Source organism: Streptomyces sp. RLA131 (genome assembly GCF_056270125.1).
Genome location: NZ_JBWDOQ010000002.1, coordinates 1363944 through 1379186, shown reverse-complemented (window position 1 = coordinate 1379186; position 15243 = coordinate 1363944). Strand labels below are relative to the sequence as shown.

Annotated in this window: 14 protein-coding genes; 11 read left to right on the top strand and 3 right to left on the bottom strand. The window is 72.8% G+C overall.

Annotation, left to right across the window (positions count from 1 at the left end):
- Positions 1-16: 16 nt before the first annotated feature.
- On the bottom strand, positions 17-475 hold the full coding sequence (locus RWE79_RS07210; RefSeq protein WP_475939181.1) for a hypothetical protein: 459 nt from the start codon (positions 473-475) through the stop codon (positions 17-19).
- Between the two features lie 242 nt (positions 476-717).
- On the opposite strand from RWE79_RS07210, the gene def reads away from it, so the two are divergent.
- The 3 genes from def to RWE79_RS07195 all read left to right on the top strand — a co-directional run bounded on the left by def (position 718) and on the right by RWE79_RS07195 (position 3815).
- Positions 718-1263 carry a peptide deformylase gene (gene def / locus RWE79_RS07205; protein WP_475939180.1) on the top strand — a complete coding sequence of 182 codons (546 nt, stop codon included), beginning with the start codon at positions 718-720 and terminating at the stop codon, positions 1261-1263.
- Positions 1264-1295: 32 nt separating this feature from the next.
- On the top strand, positions 1296-2273 hold the full coding sequence (fmt, locus tag RWE79_RS07200) for a methionyl-tRNA formyltransferase (RefSeq protein ID WP_475939179.1): 978 nt from the start codon (positions 1296-1298) through the stop codon (positions 2271-2273).
- 87 nt (positions 2274-2360) lie between these two features.
- The gene (locus tag RWE79_RS07195; RefSeq protein WP_475939178.1) at positions 2361-3815 is read left to right on the top strand and encodes an RsmB/NOP family class I SAM-dependent RNA methyltransferase; all 1455 of its coding nucleotides are present in this window, start codon (positions 2361-2363) and stop codon (positions 3813-3815) included.
- A gap of 12 nt (positions 3816-3827) precedes the next feature.
- Here the strand turns inward: RWE79_RS07195 and RWE79_RS07190 are convergent, their stop codons facing one another.
- The gene (locus RWE79_RS07190) at positions 3828-5993 is read right to left on the bottom strand and encodes an MMPL family transporter (RefSeq protein WP_475939177.1); all 2166 of its coding nucleotides are present in this window, start codon (positions 5991-5993) and stop codon (positions 3828-3830) included.
- Positions 5994-6140: 147 nt separating this feature from the next.
- Between RWE79_RS07190 and rpe the strand changes: the two genes are divergently transcribed.
- Both rpe and RWE79_RS07180 read left to right on the top strand, forming a co-directional pair.
- Positions 6141-6806: a ribulose-phosphate 3-epimerase gene (gene rpe / locus RWE79_RS07185; RefSeq protein WP_475939176.1), complete on the top strand. Its 666-nt coding sequence runs from the start codon at positions 6141-6143 to the stop codon at positions 6804-6806.
- Between the two features lie 101 nt (positions 6807-6907).
- A complete protein-coding gene (locus tag RWE79_RS07180; protein WP_475939175.1) occupies positions 6908-7921 on the top strand; it encodes a sugar-binding transcriptional regulator in 1014 nt (337 codons plus the stop codon).
- 54 nt (positions 7922-7975) lie between these two features.
- Here the strand turns inward: RWE79_RS07180 and RWE79_RS07175 are convergent, their stop codons facing one another.
- A complete protein-coding gene (locus RWE79_RS07175; protein WP_475939174.1) occupies positions 7976-8449 on the bottom strand; it encodes a hemerythrin domain-containing protein in 474 nt (157 codons plus the stop codon).
- 268 nt (positions 8450-8717) lie between these two features.
- Here RWE79_RS07175 and RWE79_RS07170 point away from each other — a divergent pair, with 268 nt between their 5' ends.
- The 6 genes from RWE79_RS07170 (at position 8718) to RWE79_RS07145 (ending at position 15197) form a co-directional block, all read left to right on the top strand.
- Positions 8718-9044: a plasmid stabilization protein gene (locus RWE79_RS07170; protein ID WP_475939173.1), complete on the top strand. Its 327-nt coding sequence runs from the start codon at positions 8718-8720 to the stop codon at positions 9042-9044.
- A gap of 345 nt (positions 9045-9389) precedes the next feature.
- Positions 9390-11669: a catalase gene (locus RWE79_RS07165; protein WP_475939172.1), complete on the top strand. Its 2280-nt coding sequence runs from the start codon at positions 9390-9392 to the stop codon at positions 11667-11669.
- A gap of 187 nt (positions 11670-11856) precedes the next feature.
- Entirely contained in the window at positions 11857-12537 is a 681-nt protein-coding gene (locus RWE79_RS07160) for a HemK2/MTQ2 family protein methyltransferase (protein ID WP_475939171.1), read from the top strand.
- Positions 12521-12799, top strand: a complete 279-nt coding sequence (locus RWE79_RS07155; RefSeq protein WP_475939170.1) for a CDGSH iron-sulfur domain-containing protein — start codon at positions 12521-12523, stop codon at positions 12797-12799. The genes RWE79_RS07160 and RWE79_RS07155 overlap by 17 nt, the downstream gene beginning before the upstream one ends.
- The gene (locus RWE79_RS07150; protein ID WP_475939169.1) at positions 12780-13787 is read left to right on the top strand and encodes an iron-containing redox enzyme family protein; all 1008 of its coding nucleotides are present in this window, start codon (positions 12780-12782) and stop codon (positions 13785-13787) included. The genes RWE79_RS07155 and RWE79_RS07150 overlap by 20 nt, the downstream gene beginning before the upstream one ends.
- A 219-nt stretch (positions 13788-14006) precedes the next feature.
- Positions 14007-15197 carry a zinc-dependent alcohol dehydrogenase gene (locus RWE79_RS07145; protein WP_475939168.1) on the top strand — a complete coding sequence of 397 codons (1191 nt, stop codon included), beginning with the start codon at positions 14007-14009 and terminating at the stop codon, positions 15195-15197.
- The last annotated feature ends 46 nt before the right edge of the window (positions 15198-15243 follow it).

Sequence of the window (15243 nt, the reverse complement as noted above, 5' to 3'; positions counted from 1 at the left end):
CGGCCGGGCGGGCGGTTCAGCCCGTACGGGGGCCGGGGACGGCGCCCGGCAGGGGCTCCTCCTGGGACAGCACGGACCGGGCCGCGGGGATCGACGGCTGGGCGGTCTCCTCCGTACCGGGAGCGGTGGCGCGCCGGGTGCCGTAGCGGCGGTGCACCGCCTGCTTGGTGACGCCGAGCGCCGACCCCACCGCGTCCCAGGAGAAGCCCAGTGAGCGGTCGAAGTCGACGGCCGCCGTGACCAGTGTCTCGACACTGTCCCGGAGCTCCTGCGCCAGCCGCACGGTGGGAGCGGGGGCGCGGCCGTAGACGACGAATCCGGCGGCGGGACCGCTGCGCCGCGGACGGTAGACGTTGCCCAGCTGGGCGGTGAGGGTGCGCAGAGCGTCCACCTGGCGGCGGACCCTCTCGATGTCCCGCACCAGCAGGTGCAGGCTTGCCCGTGCCTGGGCGTCGTGCGTTGCGTGTTCGGGCATCAAAAGGCCTCTCGAACCGGCTCCGGCAGTGATGGATGGCAGGGAACGGGCCGCCCAAATCGGCCCGGTTTCGGTCAATCTCCTTTGACCAACGCGCCAGCATCCCCCCGGGTCACGCAGCTGGGGGCGCGCCGGTCCTTCCGGGGGGCGCGCAACGGCGCGCACGCCCCCGCCGCCGCCACGGCCGCACCCCATAGACTGGGTCGCCGTCCCGACCCGCTCCGACCACGGGAGTCCGCCGCGTGTCCGTCCAACCGATCCGACTCTTCGGCGACCCGGTGCTGCGCATGACCGCGCAGCCCGTCACTGTCTTCGACAAGGAACTGCGCACCCTCGTCAGGGATCTGACCGAGACCATGCAGTCCGCGCCCGGCGCCGGCCTGGCGGCACCTCAGATCGGCGTGTCCCTGCGGGTGTTCACCTACTACGTGGACGGGGAGCTCGGCCACCTGGTCAACCCGGACCTCAGCCTCAGCGAGGACGAGCAGGAGGGCCCCGAGGGCTGTCTGTCGCTGCCCGGGCTCACCTACGACTGCACACGGGCGTACGGCGTGGTCGCCAAGGGCTTCGACATGCACGGCGAGCCCGTCACCATCGAGGGAACGCAGCTGCTCGCGCGCTGCATACAGCACGAGACCGACCACCTGGACGGCATCATCTTCATCGACCGGCTCGACGTCGCGCGGCGCAAGGCGGCCATGAAGGCGATACGTGAGGCGGAGTGGACGGGGCAGACCGCGCCGCAGGTGAAGATCTCCCCGCACGGCACGTTCGGCCGCGCGCTCTGACATCCCGCACACCGAAAGGCACCGCACCCTTCATGAGGCTCGTCTTCGCCGGCACCCCCGAGGTCGCCGTCCCCGCCCTGGACGCCCTGCTGGCCTCGGACCGGCACGAGGTCGTCGCCGTCGTCACCCGGCCCGACGCCACGGCGGGCCGCGGCCGCAAGCTCCTGGAGAGCCCGGTCGCGCAGCGGGCGCGGGAGGCCGGCATCGAGGTGCTCAAGCCGGCCCGGCCGCGCGACGAGGACTTCCTGGCCCGGCTGCGTGAGATCGCCCCCGACTGCTGCCCGGTCGTCGCCTACGGCGCCCTGCTCCCCAAGGCCGCGCTCGACATCCCCGCCCGCGGCTGGGTCAACCTGCACTTCTCGCTGCTGCCCGCCTGGCGCGGCGCCGCCCCCGTGCAGCACGCGGTGATGGCCGGCGACGAGGTGACCGGCGCCTCGACCTTCCTCATCGAGCAGGGGCTCGACTCCGGACCGGTGTACGGCGTGGTCACCCAGGACGTACGGCCCACCGACACCAGCGGCGAACTGCTGACCCGCCTCGCGCACAGCGGCGCGCGGCTGCTGGCCGCCACCATGGACGGCATCGAGGACGGCACCCTGGTGGCCCGCCCGCAGCCCGCCGACGGCATCACCGTCGCCCCGAAGATCACCGTCGAGGACGCGCACATCGACTGGACGGCCCCGGCGCTGCGCGTCGACCGCCTCGTACGCGGTTGCACCCCGGCGCCCGGCGCCTGGACCCTCTTCCACGGCGAACGCCTCAAGGTCGGCCCGGTCAGCCCGCACCCCGAGCGCCGGGAACTGGCCCCCGGCGAGCTGGAGGTCGCCAGGAACGCGGTCTACGTCGGCACCGGCAGCTACGCCGTCCGGCTCGGCGAGGTGCAGCCGCAGGGCAAGAAGCGGATGGCCGCCGCCGACTGGGCGCGCGGCGTACGGATCGCCACCGGCGACCAGGTGGGGGAGCAGCCGCTCCCCGACCGGGTGGGGGAGCAGCCGCTCCCGGAGGCGTAACGGGAACGTCCCCCGCCGCGCCGTAGGCTGGAACCGCAGGCCCGCGCAGGCCACCGCCGCCGTCATCCCGATCCGGAGCACCTTCCCTTGAGCAACCCCTCCCCCCGCCGTACGGCCCCCGGCCCGGCCCGCCAGGGCCGGCCCCACCGCAGGCCGCAGCGCGATCCCGTACGCATCCTGGCCTTCGAGGCGCTGCGCGCGGTCGACGAACGGGACGCGTACGCCAACCTCGTGCTGCCCTCCCTGCTGCGGCAGGCCGAGGCCGAAGCGGCCCGCACGGGGCGCACCTTCGAGCGGCGGGACGCCGCGCTGGCCACCGAGCTGGTGTACGGGACGCTGCGCCGGCAGGGGACGTACGACGCCGTCATCGCGGCCTGCGTCGACCGCCCGCTGCGCGAGGTGGACCCGCCGGTGCTGGACGTGCTGTCACTGGGCGCGCACCAGCTGCTGGGCACCAGGATCCCGTCGCACGCGGCCGTCTCCGCGACGGTGGAGCTGGCCCGGGCCGTGCTCGGCGACGGACGGGCGAGGTTCGTCAACGCCGTGCTGCGCAAGGTCGCCGCGCACGACCTCGACAGCTGGCTGGAGCAGGTCGCCCCGCCCTACGACGAGGATCCCGAGGAGCATCTGGCCGTCGTCCACTCGCATCCGCGCTGGATCGTCTCCGCGCTCTGGGACGCCCTGGGCGGTGGCCGGTCCGGCATCGAGGCGCTGCTCGCCGCCGACAACGAGCGCCCCGAGGTGACGCTCGTCGCCCGCCCGGGCCGCTCCACCGCCCAGGAGATCGCCGGCTCCCTGCCCGCCGACGCCGCCGCCGAGGGCCGCTGGTCCCCGTACGCGCTGCGGCTCACCGAGGGCGGCGACCCGGCCGCCGTCGACGCCGTGCGCGAGGGCCGGGCCGGTGTCCAGGACGAGGGCAGCCAGCTGGTCGCCTCGGCCCTGGCCGCCGCCCCGGTCGAGGGCTCCGACACGCTCTGGCTGGACGGCTGCGCCGGCCCGGGCGGCAAGGCGGCCCTGCTCGCCGCGCTCGCCGCGCAGCGCGGCGCGCTGCTGGTCGCCTCCGAGAAACAGCCGCACCGCGCACGACTGGTCGCCCGCGCCCTGGCCGGCAACCCCGGCCCGTACCAGGTCGTGGTCGCCGACGGCACCCGGCCCGCCTGGCGCGAGTCCGCCTTCGACCGGGTCCTCGTCGATGTCCCCTGCACCGGGCTGGGCGCGCTCCGCCGCCGCCCCGAGGCCCGCTGGCGCCGCCGCGCCGAGGACGTCACCGGATTCGCGCCGCTCCAGCGCGGGCTGCTCACCGAAGCCCTGCGCGCCGTCCGGGTCGGCGGTGTCGTCGGCTACGCGACCTGCTCCCCGCACCCCGCCGAGACCCGGGCCGTCGTGGACGACGTCCTGCGCGAAGCGAAGGCCGAACTGGTCGATGCCCGGCCTCTGATGCCCGGCGTGCCCGACCTCGGCGACGGCCCCGACGTACAGCTCTGGCCGCATCTGCACGGCACCGACGCCATGTACCTGGCACTGCTGCGCCGGACCGCCTGACGGCCTCCCCGGTCAGCCGCGCGGTTCCTCCACGGGCCCGGGCGGCGCGGGGTGTCGCGCGGGGGGCCGGTCCAGGCTGCCGGGCCACCACACCCGGTGCCGCAGGTCCAGGGTGAGCGCGGAGACGAGCACCGAGCGGACCACGAAGGTGTCCAGCAGGACGCCGAAGGCCACGGCGAAGCCGATCTCGGCGAAGCCGACGATGGGCAGGGTGGCGAGCGCGGCGAAGGTGCCGGCCAGCACCAGACCGGCCGAGGTGATGACGCCGCCGGTGGCGGCGAGGCCGGTGAGGGTGCCCTGGCGGGTGCCGGAGTGCGCGGTCTCCTCACGGATGCGCGTCATGAGGAAGATGTTGTAGTCGATGCCGAGGGCGACGAGGAAGACGAAGACGAAGAGCGGGAACGCGGTGTCCTCGCCGTCGAAGCCGAAGAGGTGCCGGAAGGCCAGCGCGCTGACCCCCAGCGCCGCGGCGAAGGACAGCACGACCGTCCCGATCAGCACCAGCGGGGCGATCAGGGCCCGCAGCAGCAGGGCCAGGATCACCAGCACGACCACCAGGATCACCGGGATGAGCAGTTCGCTGTCGCGGCGGGCCGCGTTGTTGGCGTCGACCATCGTGGCGGTGCCGCCGCCGACCCTGGCGTCGGCGCCCGGGACGGCGTGCAGGGTGGTCCGGGCGAGGGCGACGGTGTCCTTGGCGGCCTGGCTGTCCGGGGCGGCCGTGGTGGTGGCCTCCAGGTAGACCAGGCCGTTCTTCTCGGCCGGGGCCCCCGGCGGGGTGCCGGCCGAGCCGGGGGCGACGCCCTTGAGCGTGCCCAGGGCGGCCTTGACCCGGTCCGCGGCGTCCGCCCTGGCGATGACGACGACGGGCTGCCCCGCGCCGGCCGCGAAGTAGCGGGCCTGGACCTGCTGGCCGGTCACCGAGTCCGGCTTGCCGGTGAAGCTCTCGGCCTGGGTGAGGCCGGCCGCCTCAAGGGTGATCAGCCCGAGGGAGAGCACCGCCAGGACGACCGCCGTGGTGACCCACACCGTGCGCGGCCGCCGGTCGATGCGCCGCCCCACCCGCGCCCAGAACCCGGTCCGGGTGGGCTCCTCGGAGCCGACGTGCGGGATCGTCGGCCAGAACACCCAGCGGCCGGCGATGACCAGCAGCGCCGGGAACAGCGTCAGCATCGCGAGCACGCCGATCGTGATGCCGACGGCCGCGACCGGCCCCAGCCCCGACGTCGAGTTCATCTCGGCGAACAGCAGGCACAGCATGCTGACCGCGACCGTCGCCGCGCTGGCGATGATGGCGGGCCCGGCGCGGTGCAGGGCCAGCGCCATCGCCTCGTGGCGGTCCTCGTGGCGGCGCAGTTCCTCGCGGTAGCGGGCCACGAGCAGCAGCGCGTAGTCCGTACCGGCGCCGAAGACCAGCACCGTCAGGATGCCGGCGCTCTGCGCGTTGACGACCAGACCGGCATGCGCGGCGAGCAGATAGATCGCGGCCTGCGCGGTGAAGAGGGCGCCGATCACCGACAGCACGGGGACCAGGATCAGAGCCAGACTGCGGTAGGTCAGCAGCAGGATGACCACGACCACGGCGAGCGCCGAGTACAGCAGGGTGCCGTCGATGCCGGAGAAGGCGTCGGCCGAGTCGGAGGCGGAGCCGCCGGGCCCGGTGATGTGGACCTCCGGGCCCGCGGGCTCCGCGGTGACCACGCCGCGGATGTCCTCGACGGCGTCGGCGATGCCGCTCCAGCCGCCCACGTCGACGCTGATCGGCACCAGCAGCTCGGCAGCGCGCGGGTTCACCTTGCGGTCCAGGGCCGGCCCGACGCTGCGCGCGCCGAAGATGCCGTGGGCCGTCATGGCCCTGATGCGGCCGGCGTCGGCCCGGATCCTCGTACGGTCCGCGGCGGTCAGTCCGCCGGGCCTGGCGTAGATCACCACGGCGGGCGCGGTGTCGGGCAGGAAGTCCTTCTGGAGGTTGAGCACCCGCGTGGACTCCGCGCTGCCGGGCAGCCAGGAGGACGCGTCGTTCTGCTCCGCGTCCATCAGCTTCCGCGCGAGCGGTGCCACCACCACGAGCAGCACGATCCACAGCGCGAGAACGACCCACTTGCTGCGCCTGCCGCACACGAGCGGGGCCACCCGCCCCGGCGAACCGGACGCACCCGATGAGCTGGGAGCCGTCACGTCAGCCACCTCCGCCTGGTCCAAGGCGTCCCCCGAGGAGTGCTTCTGTCTCCGGCCAGCATGGCATGACAAGGCCGCCGCCGCAGCGTGGTTGACGGTACGTGCGCAGCGACGATCGGGATACTTCCCGACTGCCATACTGGACCCATGGCCGTGCAGATCAACCCCAGCATCCTGTCCGCCGACTTCGCGCGTCTCGCCGAGGAAGCGCGGGCGGTCGAGGGCGCCGACTGGCTCCATGTCGACGTGATGGACAACCACTTCGTCCCCAACCTCACGCTCGGGGTCCCGGTCGTGGAGTCGCTGCGCAAGGCCACCGACACCCCGCTGGACTGCCACCTGATGATCGAGGACCCGGACCGCTGGGCCCCGGCCTACGTCGAGGCGGGCGCCGGCTCGGTCACCTTCCACGTCGAGGCGGCCGCGGCCCCGGTGCGGCTCGCCCGGGAGATCCGCGCCAAGGGCGCGAGGGCCTCCATGGCGCTCAGGCCGGCCACCCCGATCGAGCCGTACGAGGATCTGCTCCCCGAGCTCGACATGCTGCTGATCATGACGGTGGAACCCGGCTTCGGCGGCCAGTCCTTCCTGGACATCATGCTGCCGAAGATCCGGCGCACCCGTGGGCTGATCGAGAAGCACGGCCTGGAGCTGTGGCTCCAGGTGGACGGCGGGGTCTCCGCCGCCACCATCGAGCGCTGTGCCGAGGCCGGTGCCGATGTCTTCGTCGCGGGCTCGGCCGTATACGGGGCGCAGGACCCGGCGGAGGCCGTGCGGGCACTGCGCAAGCAGGCCGGAGCGGTCTGCGCCCACTGACAGTGGAGCCGGGTATCGACCAAGGCCTACGTGTCCGTAACCTCGCGCGATCTGCGAGGATGAGCGCGGAGCCGATCAGATGGGCAAAACGGGAGAGCGACGTGACCACAGGCCGCACGCAGGTTCGCATGGGCCCCGGTGAAATGGTCCAGGCGGCAGCGATGGCTCGCCGCTTCTATCTCGAAGGGAAATCCAAGATCCAGATCGCCGAGGAGTTCGGCGTGAGCCGCTTCAAGGTGGCCCGGGTCCTGGAGACCGCCCTCGAACGCGATCTCGTACGCATCGAGATCCGCGTACCGGCCGAACTCGACGCCGAGCGCTCGGACGCGCTCCGCGCCCGCTACGGCCTCCGGCACGCCGTCGTCGTCGAGTCCCCCGCCGACGAGAGCGACGGCCCCGACCCGGAGAACCTCGGCGCGGTCGCCGCCGACCTGCTCGGCGAACTCGTCAGCGAGGGCGACGTCCTCGGCCTGGCCTGGGGCCGCTCCATCATCACCATGGCCAACGCCCTCGACCGGCTGCCGCCCTGCACCGTCGTCCAGCTCACCGGCGTGTACGACGCCGGCACCGCCGACCGCGGCTCCGTCGAGGCCGTCCGCACCGCCGCCGCCGTCTCCGGCGGCGAGGCACACCCCATGTACGCCCCCATGGTGCTCGGCGACGCGACGACGGCCGCCGCGCTGCGCGCGCAGAGCGGCATCGCGGCCGCCATGAGCTACTTCGACAAGGTCACCGTCGCCGTCGTCTCCGTCGGCTCCTGGGAGGCGGGGATCTCCACCGTCCACGACGCCCTGACCGACAAGGAGCGCGAACACTACGCCACCCTCGGTGTGGCCGCCGAGATGTCCTCCCACCTCTTCGACGCCGCCGGCCGCCGGGTCGGCCGCGACCTCGGCGAACGCTGCATCACCATCGAGGCCGACCGCCTCCGCCGCATCCCCGAGGTCCTGGCCATCGCGGGCGGCCTGCGCAAGGCCGCCGCCGTCGACGCCGTCCTGCGTTCCGGTCTGGTCACCAGCCTCGTCACCGACACCGCCGCGGCCGACCACCTCCTGCACTCCACCGCCCCGATGCCCCGCCCGGCCCTGGACCGCGCCGACCCGGACGGTTCGTAACCGCCCTTCCCGGCGGGCCGCCGGAGCATCTGCCGGCCGGCCACCCGCACGGCCCTATTCGCGCGCGCTGGGAACCTTCAGCGGTTCGCGCGGAGCGGTGGGCCTGGCCGCGGCCAGCTGCTCACCGAGCTCGGCCAGCCGTGTGCGGCCCAACGCGGAGCGCACCTGGGGGAACCACTCCTTCTCCTCCTCCTCGACGTGGTGGCGCACGTTCTCCATCAGCACGGTCATCTTGGCGTCGAAGCGTTCGTCCTTGGGGTCGAGGCCCGCCAGCTCGGAGAGCATCCACAGCACCACATGGTGCTCCTCGACGCTCTCCAGAACGTGGTCGGTGGTAGCCGGCACGGCCTCGCGCGCTGCGGGGTAGAAGACCTTCTCCTCGATCCAGGTGTGGGCGGTCAGCTCCGCGATCACCTTGTCGGCGATGCCGCGCTTGGTCTTGAAGGCCCTGTCGCCCGCCTTCTCGAACTCCTTGAAGAGCTTTTCCACTGCCTGGTGGTCGTCCTTGAGCAGCACGATCGCGTCCATACCGGCATCTCCGTGGTCTAGGGGCTGCACACAAGCAGCCGGGGAGCACACGTGAAGTCCGCCTGTGCGGCTTCCAGTTGGCGCCTACCCACTTCGGCGACCTTGAGCAGTCCGGTACGGAGTCCGCCCCCCGGTGCCTGTCCGATCATTCGTTCGGCCCGTCTGCTCGCGCGCCCTGAGGGTGCGAAGCGCCGGGCTGTGGGTACGCGCGAGACAGCGCAGAGCGAGTGCGGCCGAGGGGGCCGTGCCGGTCCGGAAGGAGAGCGCCATGCCGCGAGGTTCCAGCGCGAAGCGTGAGCGCCAGTACGAGCACATCAAGGAGAGCGCCGAGAAGCGCGGCACCTCGGAGAGCCGCGCGAAGGAGATCGCGGCGCGCACCGTGAACAAGGAGCGCGCCCGCTCCGGGGAGGCCCGGTCGGCGAGCAGGACCTCCACCCAGGACCCGAAGTCCGCGCCGCGGCGCGGCGGCGAACGGTCCCACAGCGGCGCCCAGGGGCCGACGAAGGACCAGTTGTACGCGGAGGCGAAGAAGCGGGGTATCGACGGCCGTTCGTCGATGACGAAACAGGAACTGGCCAAGGCCCTCGGCCGCTGACCTACCGGGCCGCCGCCTGTCGGCCGACGCCATCAGGGAAGCAGCGTCCGCCCCCCACAGCGAGGCGGCGGACGCACTGACCCCGAGCCGTGCCGCTGCCGCCCCGCGATGACGCCCCGCGATGACGCCGGTGCGACGGTCCGCCCTGCGTACTGACTGCCCCGGCTGCGGGGTGAACCGGGCGCGGCGGCTCCGGTGTCCCGTGTCCTACGGGAATCGACCTCGTACGGCGCATCCCAGGTGTTCCCGTCCGCGCCAGGGGGTACCCGTCGTCGCACATCGTCGCTCTCGTCCGAGTGCGCCTGTTTTCTCCGTGGCGCCGCGCAATCGAGTGATCGGAAACCCGTGAACGAGAAGAAGAACCCCTTGTCGGCCGCCGCGGAGAAGATCGTGGACTCCGTCCAGGAGGCCATCCACCCGGGCAACGAGATCCCGGGCGCTCCGGGACCGGTGCCGCCTTCGCCGGAGGAGCCGACCGACCCGGTCGCCCCGCTGCCGCCGAAGCGCGATCAGCGCGGCCCGGACACGTACAGCCCCACCGGGCAGCCGACGGGCACCCCTCAGAAGGAGGTCGCGCAGGGCGGAGAACGGCTCACCACCGCGCAGGGGGCGCGGTTGTACGACACCGACCACTCACTGAAGGCCGGCCCGCGCGGCCCGGTGCTGCTCCAGGACCACCACCTGCGGGAGAAGATCACCCACTTCGACCACGAGCGGATCCCGGAGCGGGTGGTGCACGCGCGGGGCGCCGCGGCCCACGGCGTCTTCAAGGGGTACGGCACCGCCGAGGGGATCTGCAGAGCGGCGTTCCTGGGCAAGGACGTGCAGACGCCGGTGTTCGTACGCTTCTCCACCGTCCTGGGCTCGCGCGGCTCGGCCGACACCGTGCGGGACACCCGCGGGTTCGCGACGAAGTTCTACACCTCCGAGGGCGTATTCGACCTGGTGGGCAACAACATGCCGGTGTTCTTCATCCAGGACGCCATCAAGTTCCCCGACGTCATCCACGCCGGCAAGCCGCACCCCGACCGCGAGATCCCGCAGGCGCAGAGCGCCCACGACACCTTCTGGGACTTCGTCACCCTGCACACCGAGGCCACCCACCACACTCTGTGGAACATGTCGGACCGGGGCATCCCCCGCTCGTACCGGATGATGGAGGGCTTCGGCGTCCACACCTTCCGCCTGCTGAGCGCCGCGGGGGACACGACGCTGGTGAAGTTCCACTGGAAGCCGAAGCTGGGCGTGCATTCCCTGGTCTGGGAGGAGGCGCAGATCACCGCGGGGATGGACCCGGACTTCCACCGCCGCGACCTCGCCGACGCGATCGAGGCCGGCGCGTTCCCCCAGTGGGAGCTTGGCGTGCAGACCTTTCCCGACACCGAGGACCAGATGTTCGAGGGCATCGACCTTCTGGACCCGACGAAGATCGTGCCCGAGGAGCTCGCCCCCGTGCAGCCGGTCGGCCTGCTGACGCTGAACGCGAACCCGTCGAACTTCTTCGCGGAGACCGAGCAGGTCGCCTTCCACGTCGGCCACCTCGTACCCGGCATCGACGTCACCAACGACCCGCTGCTCCAGGGCCGGCTCTTCTCCTACCTCGACACCCAGATCAGCCGGCTGGGCGGACCCAACTTCGGCCAGCTGCCGATCAACCGCACCCACGCCCCGGTCAACGACATGCTCCGCGACGGCATGCACCAGACCGCCGTCCACCGCGGCGTCGCCCCCTACCGGCCCAACTCCCTCGACGGCGGCTGTCCCTTCCTCGCGGGAGCCGACACCGGCGCCTACATCGAGGCCCCTGTCGAGTTGCCGGCCGCCCGGAAGGTCCGCGACGCCGCGGCCTCCTTCGACGACCACTTCAGCCAGCCCCGTCTGTTCTGGCTCAGCATGACCCCCACCGAACGCGAGCACATCGTCGCCGCCTACACCTTCGAACTGAACAAGTGCTACGAGACGGCGATCAAGGAACGTGCGCTGAAGGTTCTCGCCAACATCGACACCGAGCTGTCCGCCCAGGTCGCCACCGGCCTCGGGCTGCCCGCACCCGAAGCGACCGTGAGCCCGGCCGAACCGCGGCCCAGCCCCGCGCTTTCCCAGCTCGGACGCAGCTGGCCGGCGGACGGGCGGATCATCGGGATCGTCACCGCGGACGACCAGGATCTGAGCGCCGTACGGTCGGTCCGTCAGGCGGTCCTCGACGCCGGCATGGTCCCGCTGGTGATCGCGCCGACGGGCGGGAAGCTCGATGCGGACGGCGACCCGGTCACCGTGCAGCGCACCTTCGCCACCGCCCGTTCCATCGAGTTCGACGCCATTCTGCTCGCCGGCGCCCCGGCCCCGGGCGCCGACGCCTACGGGGCGCGGGACGCGAAGGTGAACGACGACGCCGCGCTGACCGCGGGAATCGACCCCCGGGTGCTGCTGATGCTCACCGAGGCGTACCGGCACGGCAAGGTCCTGGGCGCCTGGGCCGACGGGGCCGCCGCGCTGGAGGCGGCCGGTCTCACCCCTGACGCTCCCGGCGTGGTGACCGCCGCCGACGCGACCTCGGCCCTGGAGGGTGTCACCGACCTGCTGGCCCGCCACCGCGCCTGGGACCGCTTCACACCCGCGGTCTGACGTGGACCCGCCCCGCCGGGCGGCGGGGCGGAGGGCCCGCGCATAGGACAGCGGATGGCGGGCAGGCGCCTGGTGACCGCCGCCCCGGTCGCGGTGGACCACAGGTGCGGCGAGCCTTGAGAAGGCTGGTTCCAGCGCCCGTCGGAACGATCACGCCGCTGAAACCGCATCCCACCCGGAGGTATGTATGACGACTGCCGTCCGGCCCGCCGGCCTCGGGGACCTGTGGACGCTGCCCGGGGTGTACGCGCCCCAGGCGGACACCTTCCTGCTCGCGCGGGCTCTGTCGAGGGAAGGGGTCGCGCCGGGCATGGACGTCCTCGATGTGTGCACGGGCAGCGGCGCGCTCGCGGTGATGGCGGCCAGGATGGGCGCCAGGGTCTCGGCCACCGACATATCCAGGCGCGCGGTACTGACCGCCCGCCTCAACGCGGCCCGCGCCGGGCAGCGGGTAGAGGTCCGCCACGGCGACCTCTCCGTACCCTGGCGCGGCCGGACCTTCGACATCGTGGTGAGCAATCCTCCGTACGTTCCGGCCCGCAGCATGCGGCCCCCGCCGCGGGGCCGGACCCGTGCCTGGGACGCCGGCCACGACGGCCGGCACGTCCTGGACCGGATCTGTTCCCGCGCTCCGTCGCTCCTGCGGCCGCACGGAGTGCTGCTGATCGTGCACTCCGGCCTGTGCGGCGCGGAGACGACCCTGCGGATGCTGGCCGACGCCGGGCTGACCTGCTCGGTCACCGAAAGGGCCTACGTGCCGTTCGGTCCCGTACTCAGCGGCCGGCTGCCGTGGCTGCGCGCCCGGGGTCTGGTCGGGGCGCACGAGGACAAGGAAGAACTGGTGGTCGTCCGTGCCGAACGAAGCTGACCGCCCCAGGCGGGTCACCGTCGACCGCGGCGGTCCGATCCTCATCGAGGGCCCCGTGGAGGTGGTCGCCGAAGACGGCACGATCGCCACCTCCGACCGGTTCGTGGTGGCCCTGTGCACCTGCCGCCGCAGCCGCGCCTACCCGTGGTGCGACACCAGTCACCGCGGCCACCGGAGGCCGCCGGACGCCGAGCGCCCGGCCACGGCGAGCGGCGGCCCGGCCCGCGACCCGAAGGACAGGCATGACGACGATCCCCACTGACCGGCCCCGCACCGGCCCGGCCCTGCCCGCACCCCGCGGGCCGCTCTCGGCCGGTCTCATGGCCGCGCTCACCTCACCGGGGCGGCCCGCGCCCGGCACATGCGAGGCCGCGGCCGCGGACCCGTACGGCGAGGACCTGCAGCTGGCCCTCTACCTCTGCTACGAGCTGCACTACCGCGGCTTCGCGGGGGTGGCCGAGGACCGCGAATGGGACCCCGCGCTGATGCCGTTGCGCAGGGCGCTCGAAAACCGCTTCCTCGGCGAGCTGCGCAGGGACGTCCCCACCGGCCGCGGTACGGACGAGGTGTTCGGCGAACTGCTGGTGGAGCCCACCGACCACCGGGACAGCGTCGCCCACCACCTTGAGCACCACGGCGAGCTGTGGCAGCTGCGCGAGTACGCCGCCCTGCGTTCGCTGTACCACCTCAAGGAGGCCGATCCGCACGCCTGGGTGATCCCGCGGCTGCGCGGCCGGGCCAAGGCCGGGATGGTCGCCATCGAGTACGACGAGTTCGGGGCCGGACGGGCGGAGAACATCCACGCGCGGCTCTTCGCCGACCTGATGACCGATCTGGAGCTGGAGACCGGTTACGGCCACTATCTCGACGCCGCCCCGGCTGTCGCGCTCGCCACCGTCAACATGATGACCCTGTTCGGCCTGCACCGGGCGCTGCGCGGGGCACTGGTCGGTCACTTCGCCTGCGTCGAGGTCACTTCGTCACCCGGCTCGCGCCGGCTGGCCGCGGCGATGCGGCGCGTGGGCGCCGGTCCCGCCGCCGAGCGGTTCTACGACGAGCACGTGGAGGCGGACGCCGTGCACGAGCAGGTGGTACGCCGCGAGGTGATCGGCGGACTGCTCGCCGACGAACCGCACCTGGAGGCCGACGTGGCCTTCGGCGCGGACGCCACCGTGTTCCTCGACGACCGGCTGGCCGCCCATCTGCTGGACGCGTGGCGGGCCGGCCGCTCCGCCCTCCGGGCCGCCTGAGGAACACACGCCGCGGTCCGGCTGCTCAGTGGCGAGTCGCCGGCGGCCGGCTGCCGGCTTCGATGTGACGACCGGTGCCGCCGGAACGGCAAGGGTCCGTTCTGTGCTGTTTGTCACAGTATGTCCCGGGCAGTCGAGGTCTCAGGAGCGGAAGCGGCGGGGCGGCGCGGTCCGACCGCCGCCCACCGCTGGGCCCGTGGACGAGCGAGGTGAGGCCTCATGCGTGCGACTGTCTGGCACGGCAAGCGGGACGTCCGGGTGGAGCACGTGCCCGATCCCGTCATCCAGGAGGACACCGACGCCGTCATCCGTGTCACCTCCTCCGGTCTGTGCGGCTCCGACCTGCATCTGTACGAGGTCCTGGCGCCGTTCATGACACCCGGCGACATCCTCGGACACGAGCCGATGGGCGTGGTGGAGGAGACCGGTTCCGCGGTGACGGGCCTGAAACCCGGTGACCGGGTGGTGGTGCCGTTCCAGATCGCCTGCGGCAGTTGCTGGATGTGCGTCCGGGGCCTGCCGACCCAGTGCGAGACCACCCAGGTCACCGAGCACGGCATGGGCGCCCGGCTGTTCGGCTACACCAAGCTGTACGGGGCGGTGCCCGGCGCGCAGGCGGAGTACCTGCGCGTGCCACAGGCGCACTACGGCCCGATCAAGGTGCCCGAAGGCCCGGCCGACGACCGCTTCGTGTTCCTGTCCGACGTGCTGCCCACCGCCTGGCAGGCGGTGAAGTACGCCGACGTGCCCAAGGGCGGTTCGGTGGTGGTGCTGGGCCTCGGGCCCATCGGGGCGATGGCCTGCAGGGTCGCCCGTCACCTGGGTGCCGAGCTGGTGATCGGCGTCGATCTGGTGCCCGAACGCCTGGAGCGGGCCGAACTCGACGGCACGGTCACGCTGGACCTGGAGGCGTTCGACTCCCCGGACGCCATGACGGACGCGGTGCGGGAGCTGACCGGTGGCCGGGGTGCCGACAGTGTCGTGGACGCCGTGGGCACGGAGGCGCACGGAAGCCCGGTCGCCAAGCTCGCCCAGGCGGCCACGGGCCTGCTGCCCGCCGGCTGGGCGCAGAAGCTCATGGAGACCGCGGGCATCGACCGGCTCGGCGCGTTCATGCTGGCGATCGCCCTGGTTCGCCGGGGCGGCACCCTCTCGATCAGCGGAGTGTACGGCGGGGCCGCCGACCCGCTGCCGATGCTGACGATGTTCGACAAGCAGCTGCAGCTGCGCATGGGCCAGGCGAACGTCCGGCGGTGGAGTGACGAGATCCTGCCGCTGCTCACCGATGAGGATCCACTGGGAGTGGACAGCTTCGCCACGCACCACATGCCGCTCGACAGCGCGCCGGACGCGTACGCGATGTTCCAGAAGAAGGAGGACGGCGCGATCAAGGTGCTGTTCCGCCCCTGACGGGTCGCGTCGCCGGTGATCCCCCGGAGGCCGTTGGGGCGCACTC

Coding starts and splice junctions, on each gene's coding strand:
- RWE79_RS07210 (WP_475939181.1), bottom strand. CDS start 475: ATGCCCGAACACGCAACGCACGACGCCCAGGCACGGGCAAGCCTGCAC.
- RWE79_RS07150 (WP_475939169.1), top strand. CDS start 12,780: ATGACGACGATCCCCACTGACCGGCCCCGCACCGGCCCGGCCCTGCCC.
- fmt (WP_475939179.1), top strand. CDS start 1,296: ATGAGGCTCGTCTTCGCCGGCACCCCCGAGGTCGCCGTCCCCGCCCTG.
- RWE79_RS07145 (WP_475939168.1), top strand. CDS start 14,007: ATGCGTGCGACTGTCTGGCACGGCAAGCGGGACGTCCGGGTGGAGCAC.
- RWE79_RS07175 (WP_475939174.1), bottom strand. CDS start 8,449: ATGGACGCGATCGTGCTGCTCAAGGACGACCACCAGGCAGTGGAAAAG.
- rpe (WP_475939176.1), top strand. CDS start 6,141: ATGGCCGTGCAGATCAACCCCAGCATCCTGTCCGCCGACTTCGCGCGT.
- RWE79_RS07170 (WP_475939173.1), top strand. CDS start 8,718: ATGCCGCGAGGTTCCAGCGCGAAGCGTGAGCGCCAGTACGAGCACATC.
- RWE79_RS07160 (WP_475939171.1), top strand. CDS start 11,857: ATGACGACTGCCGTCCGGCCCGCCGGCCTCGGGGACCTGTGGACGCTG.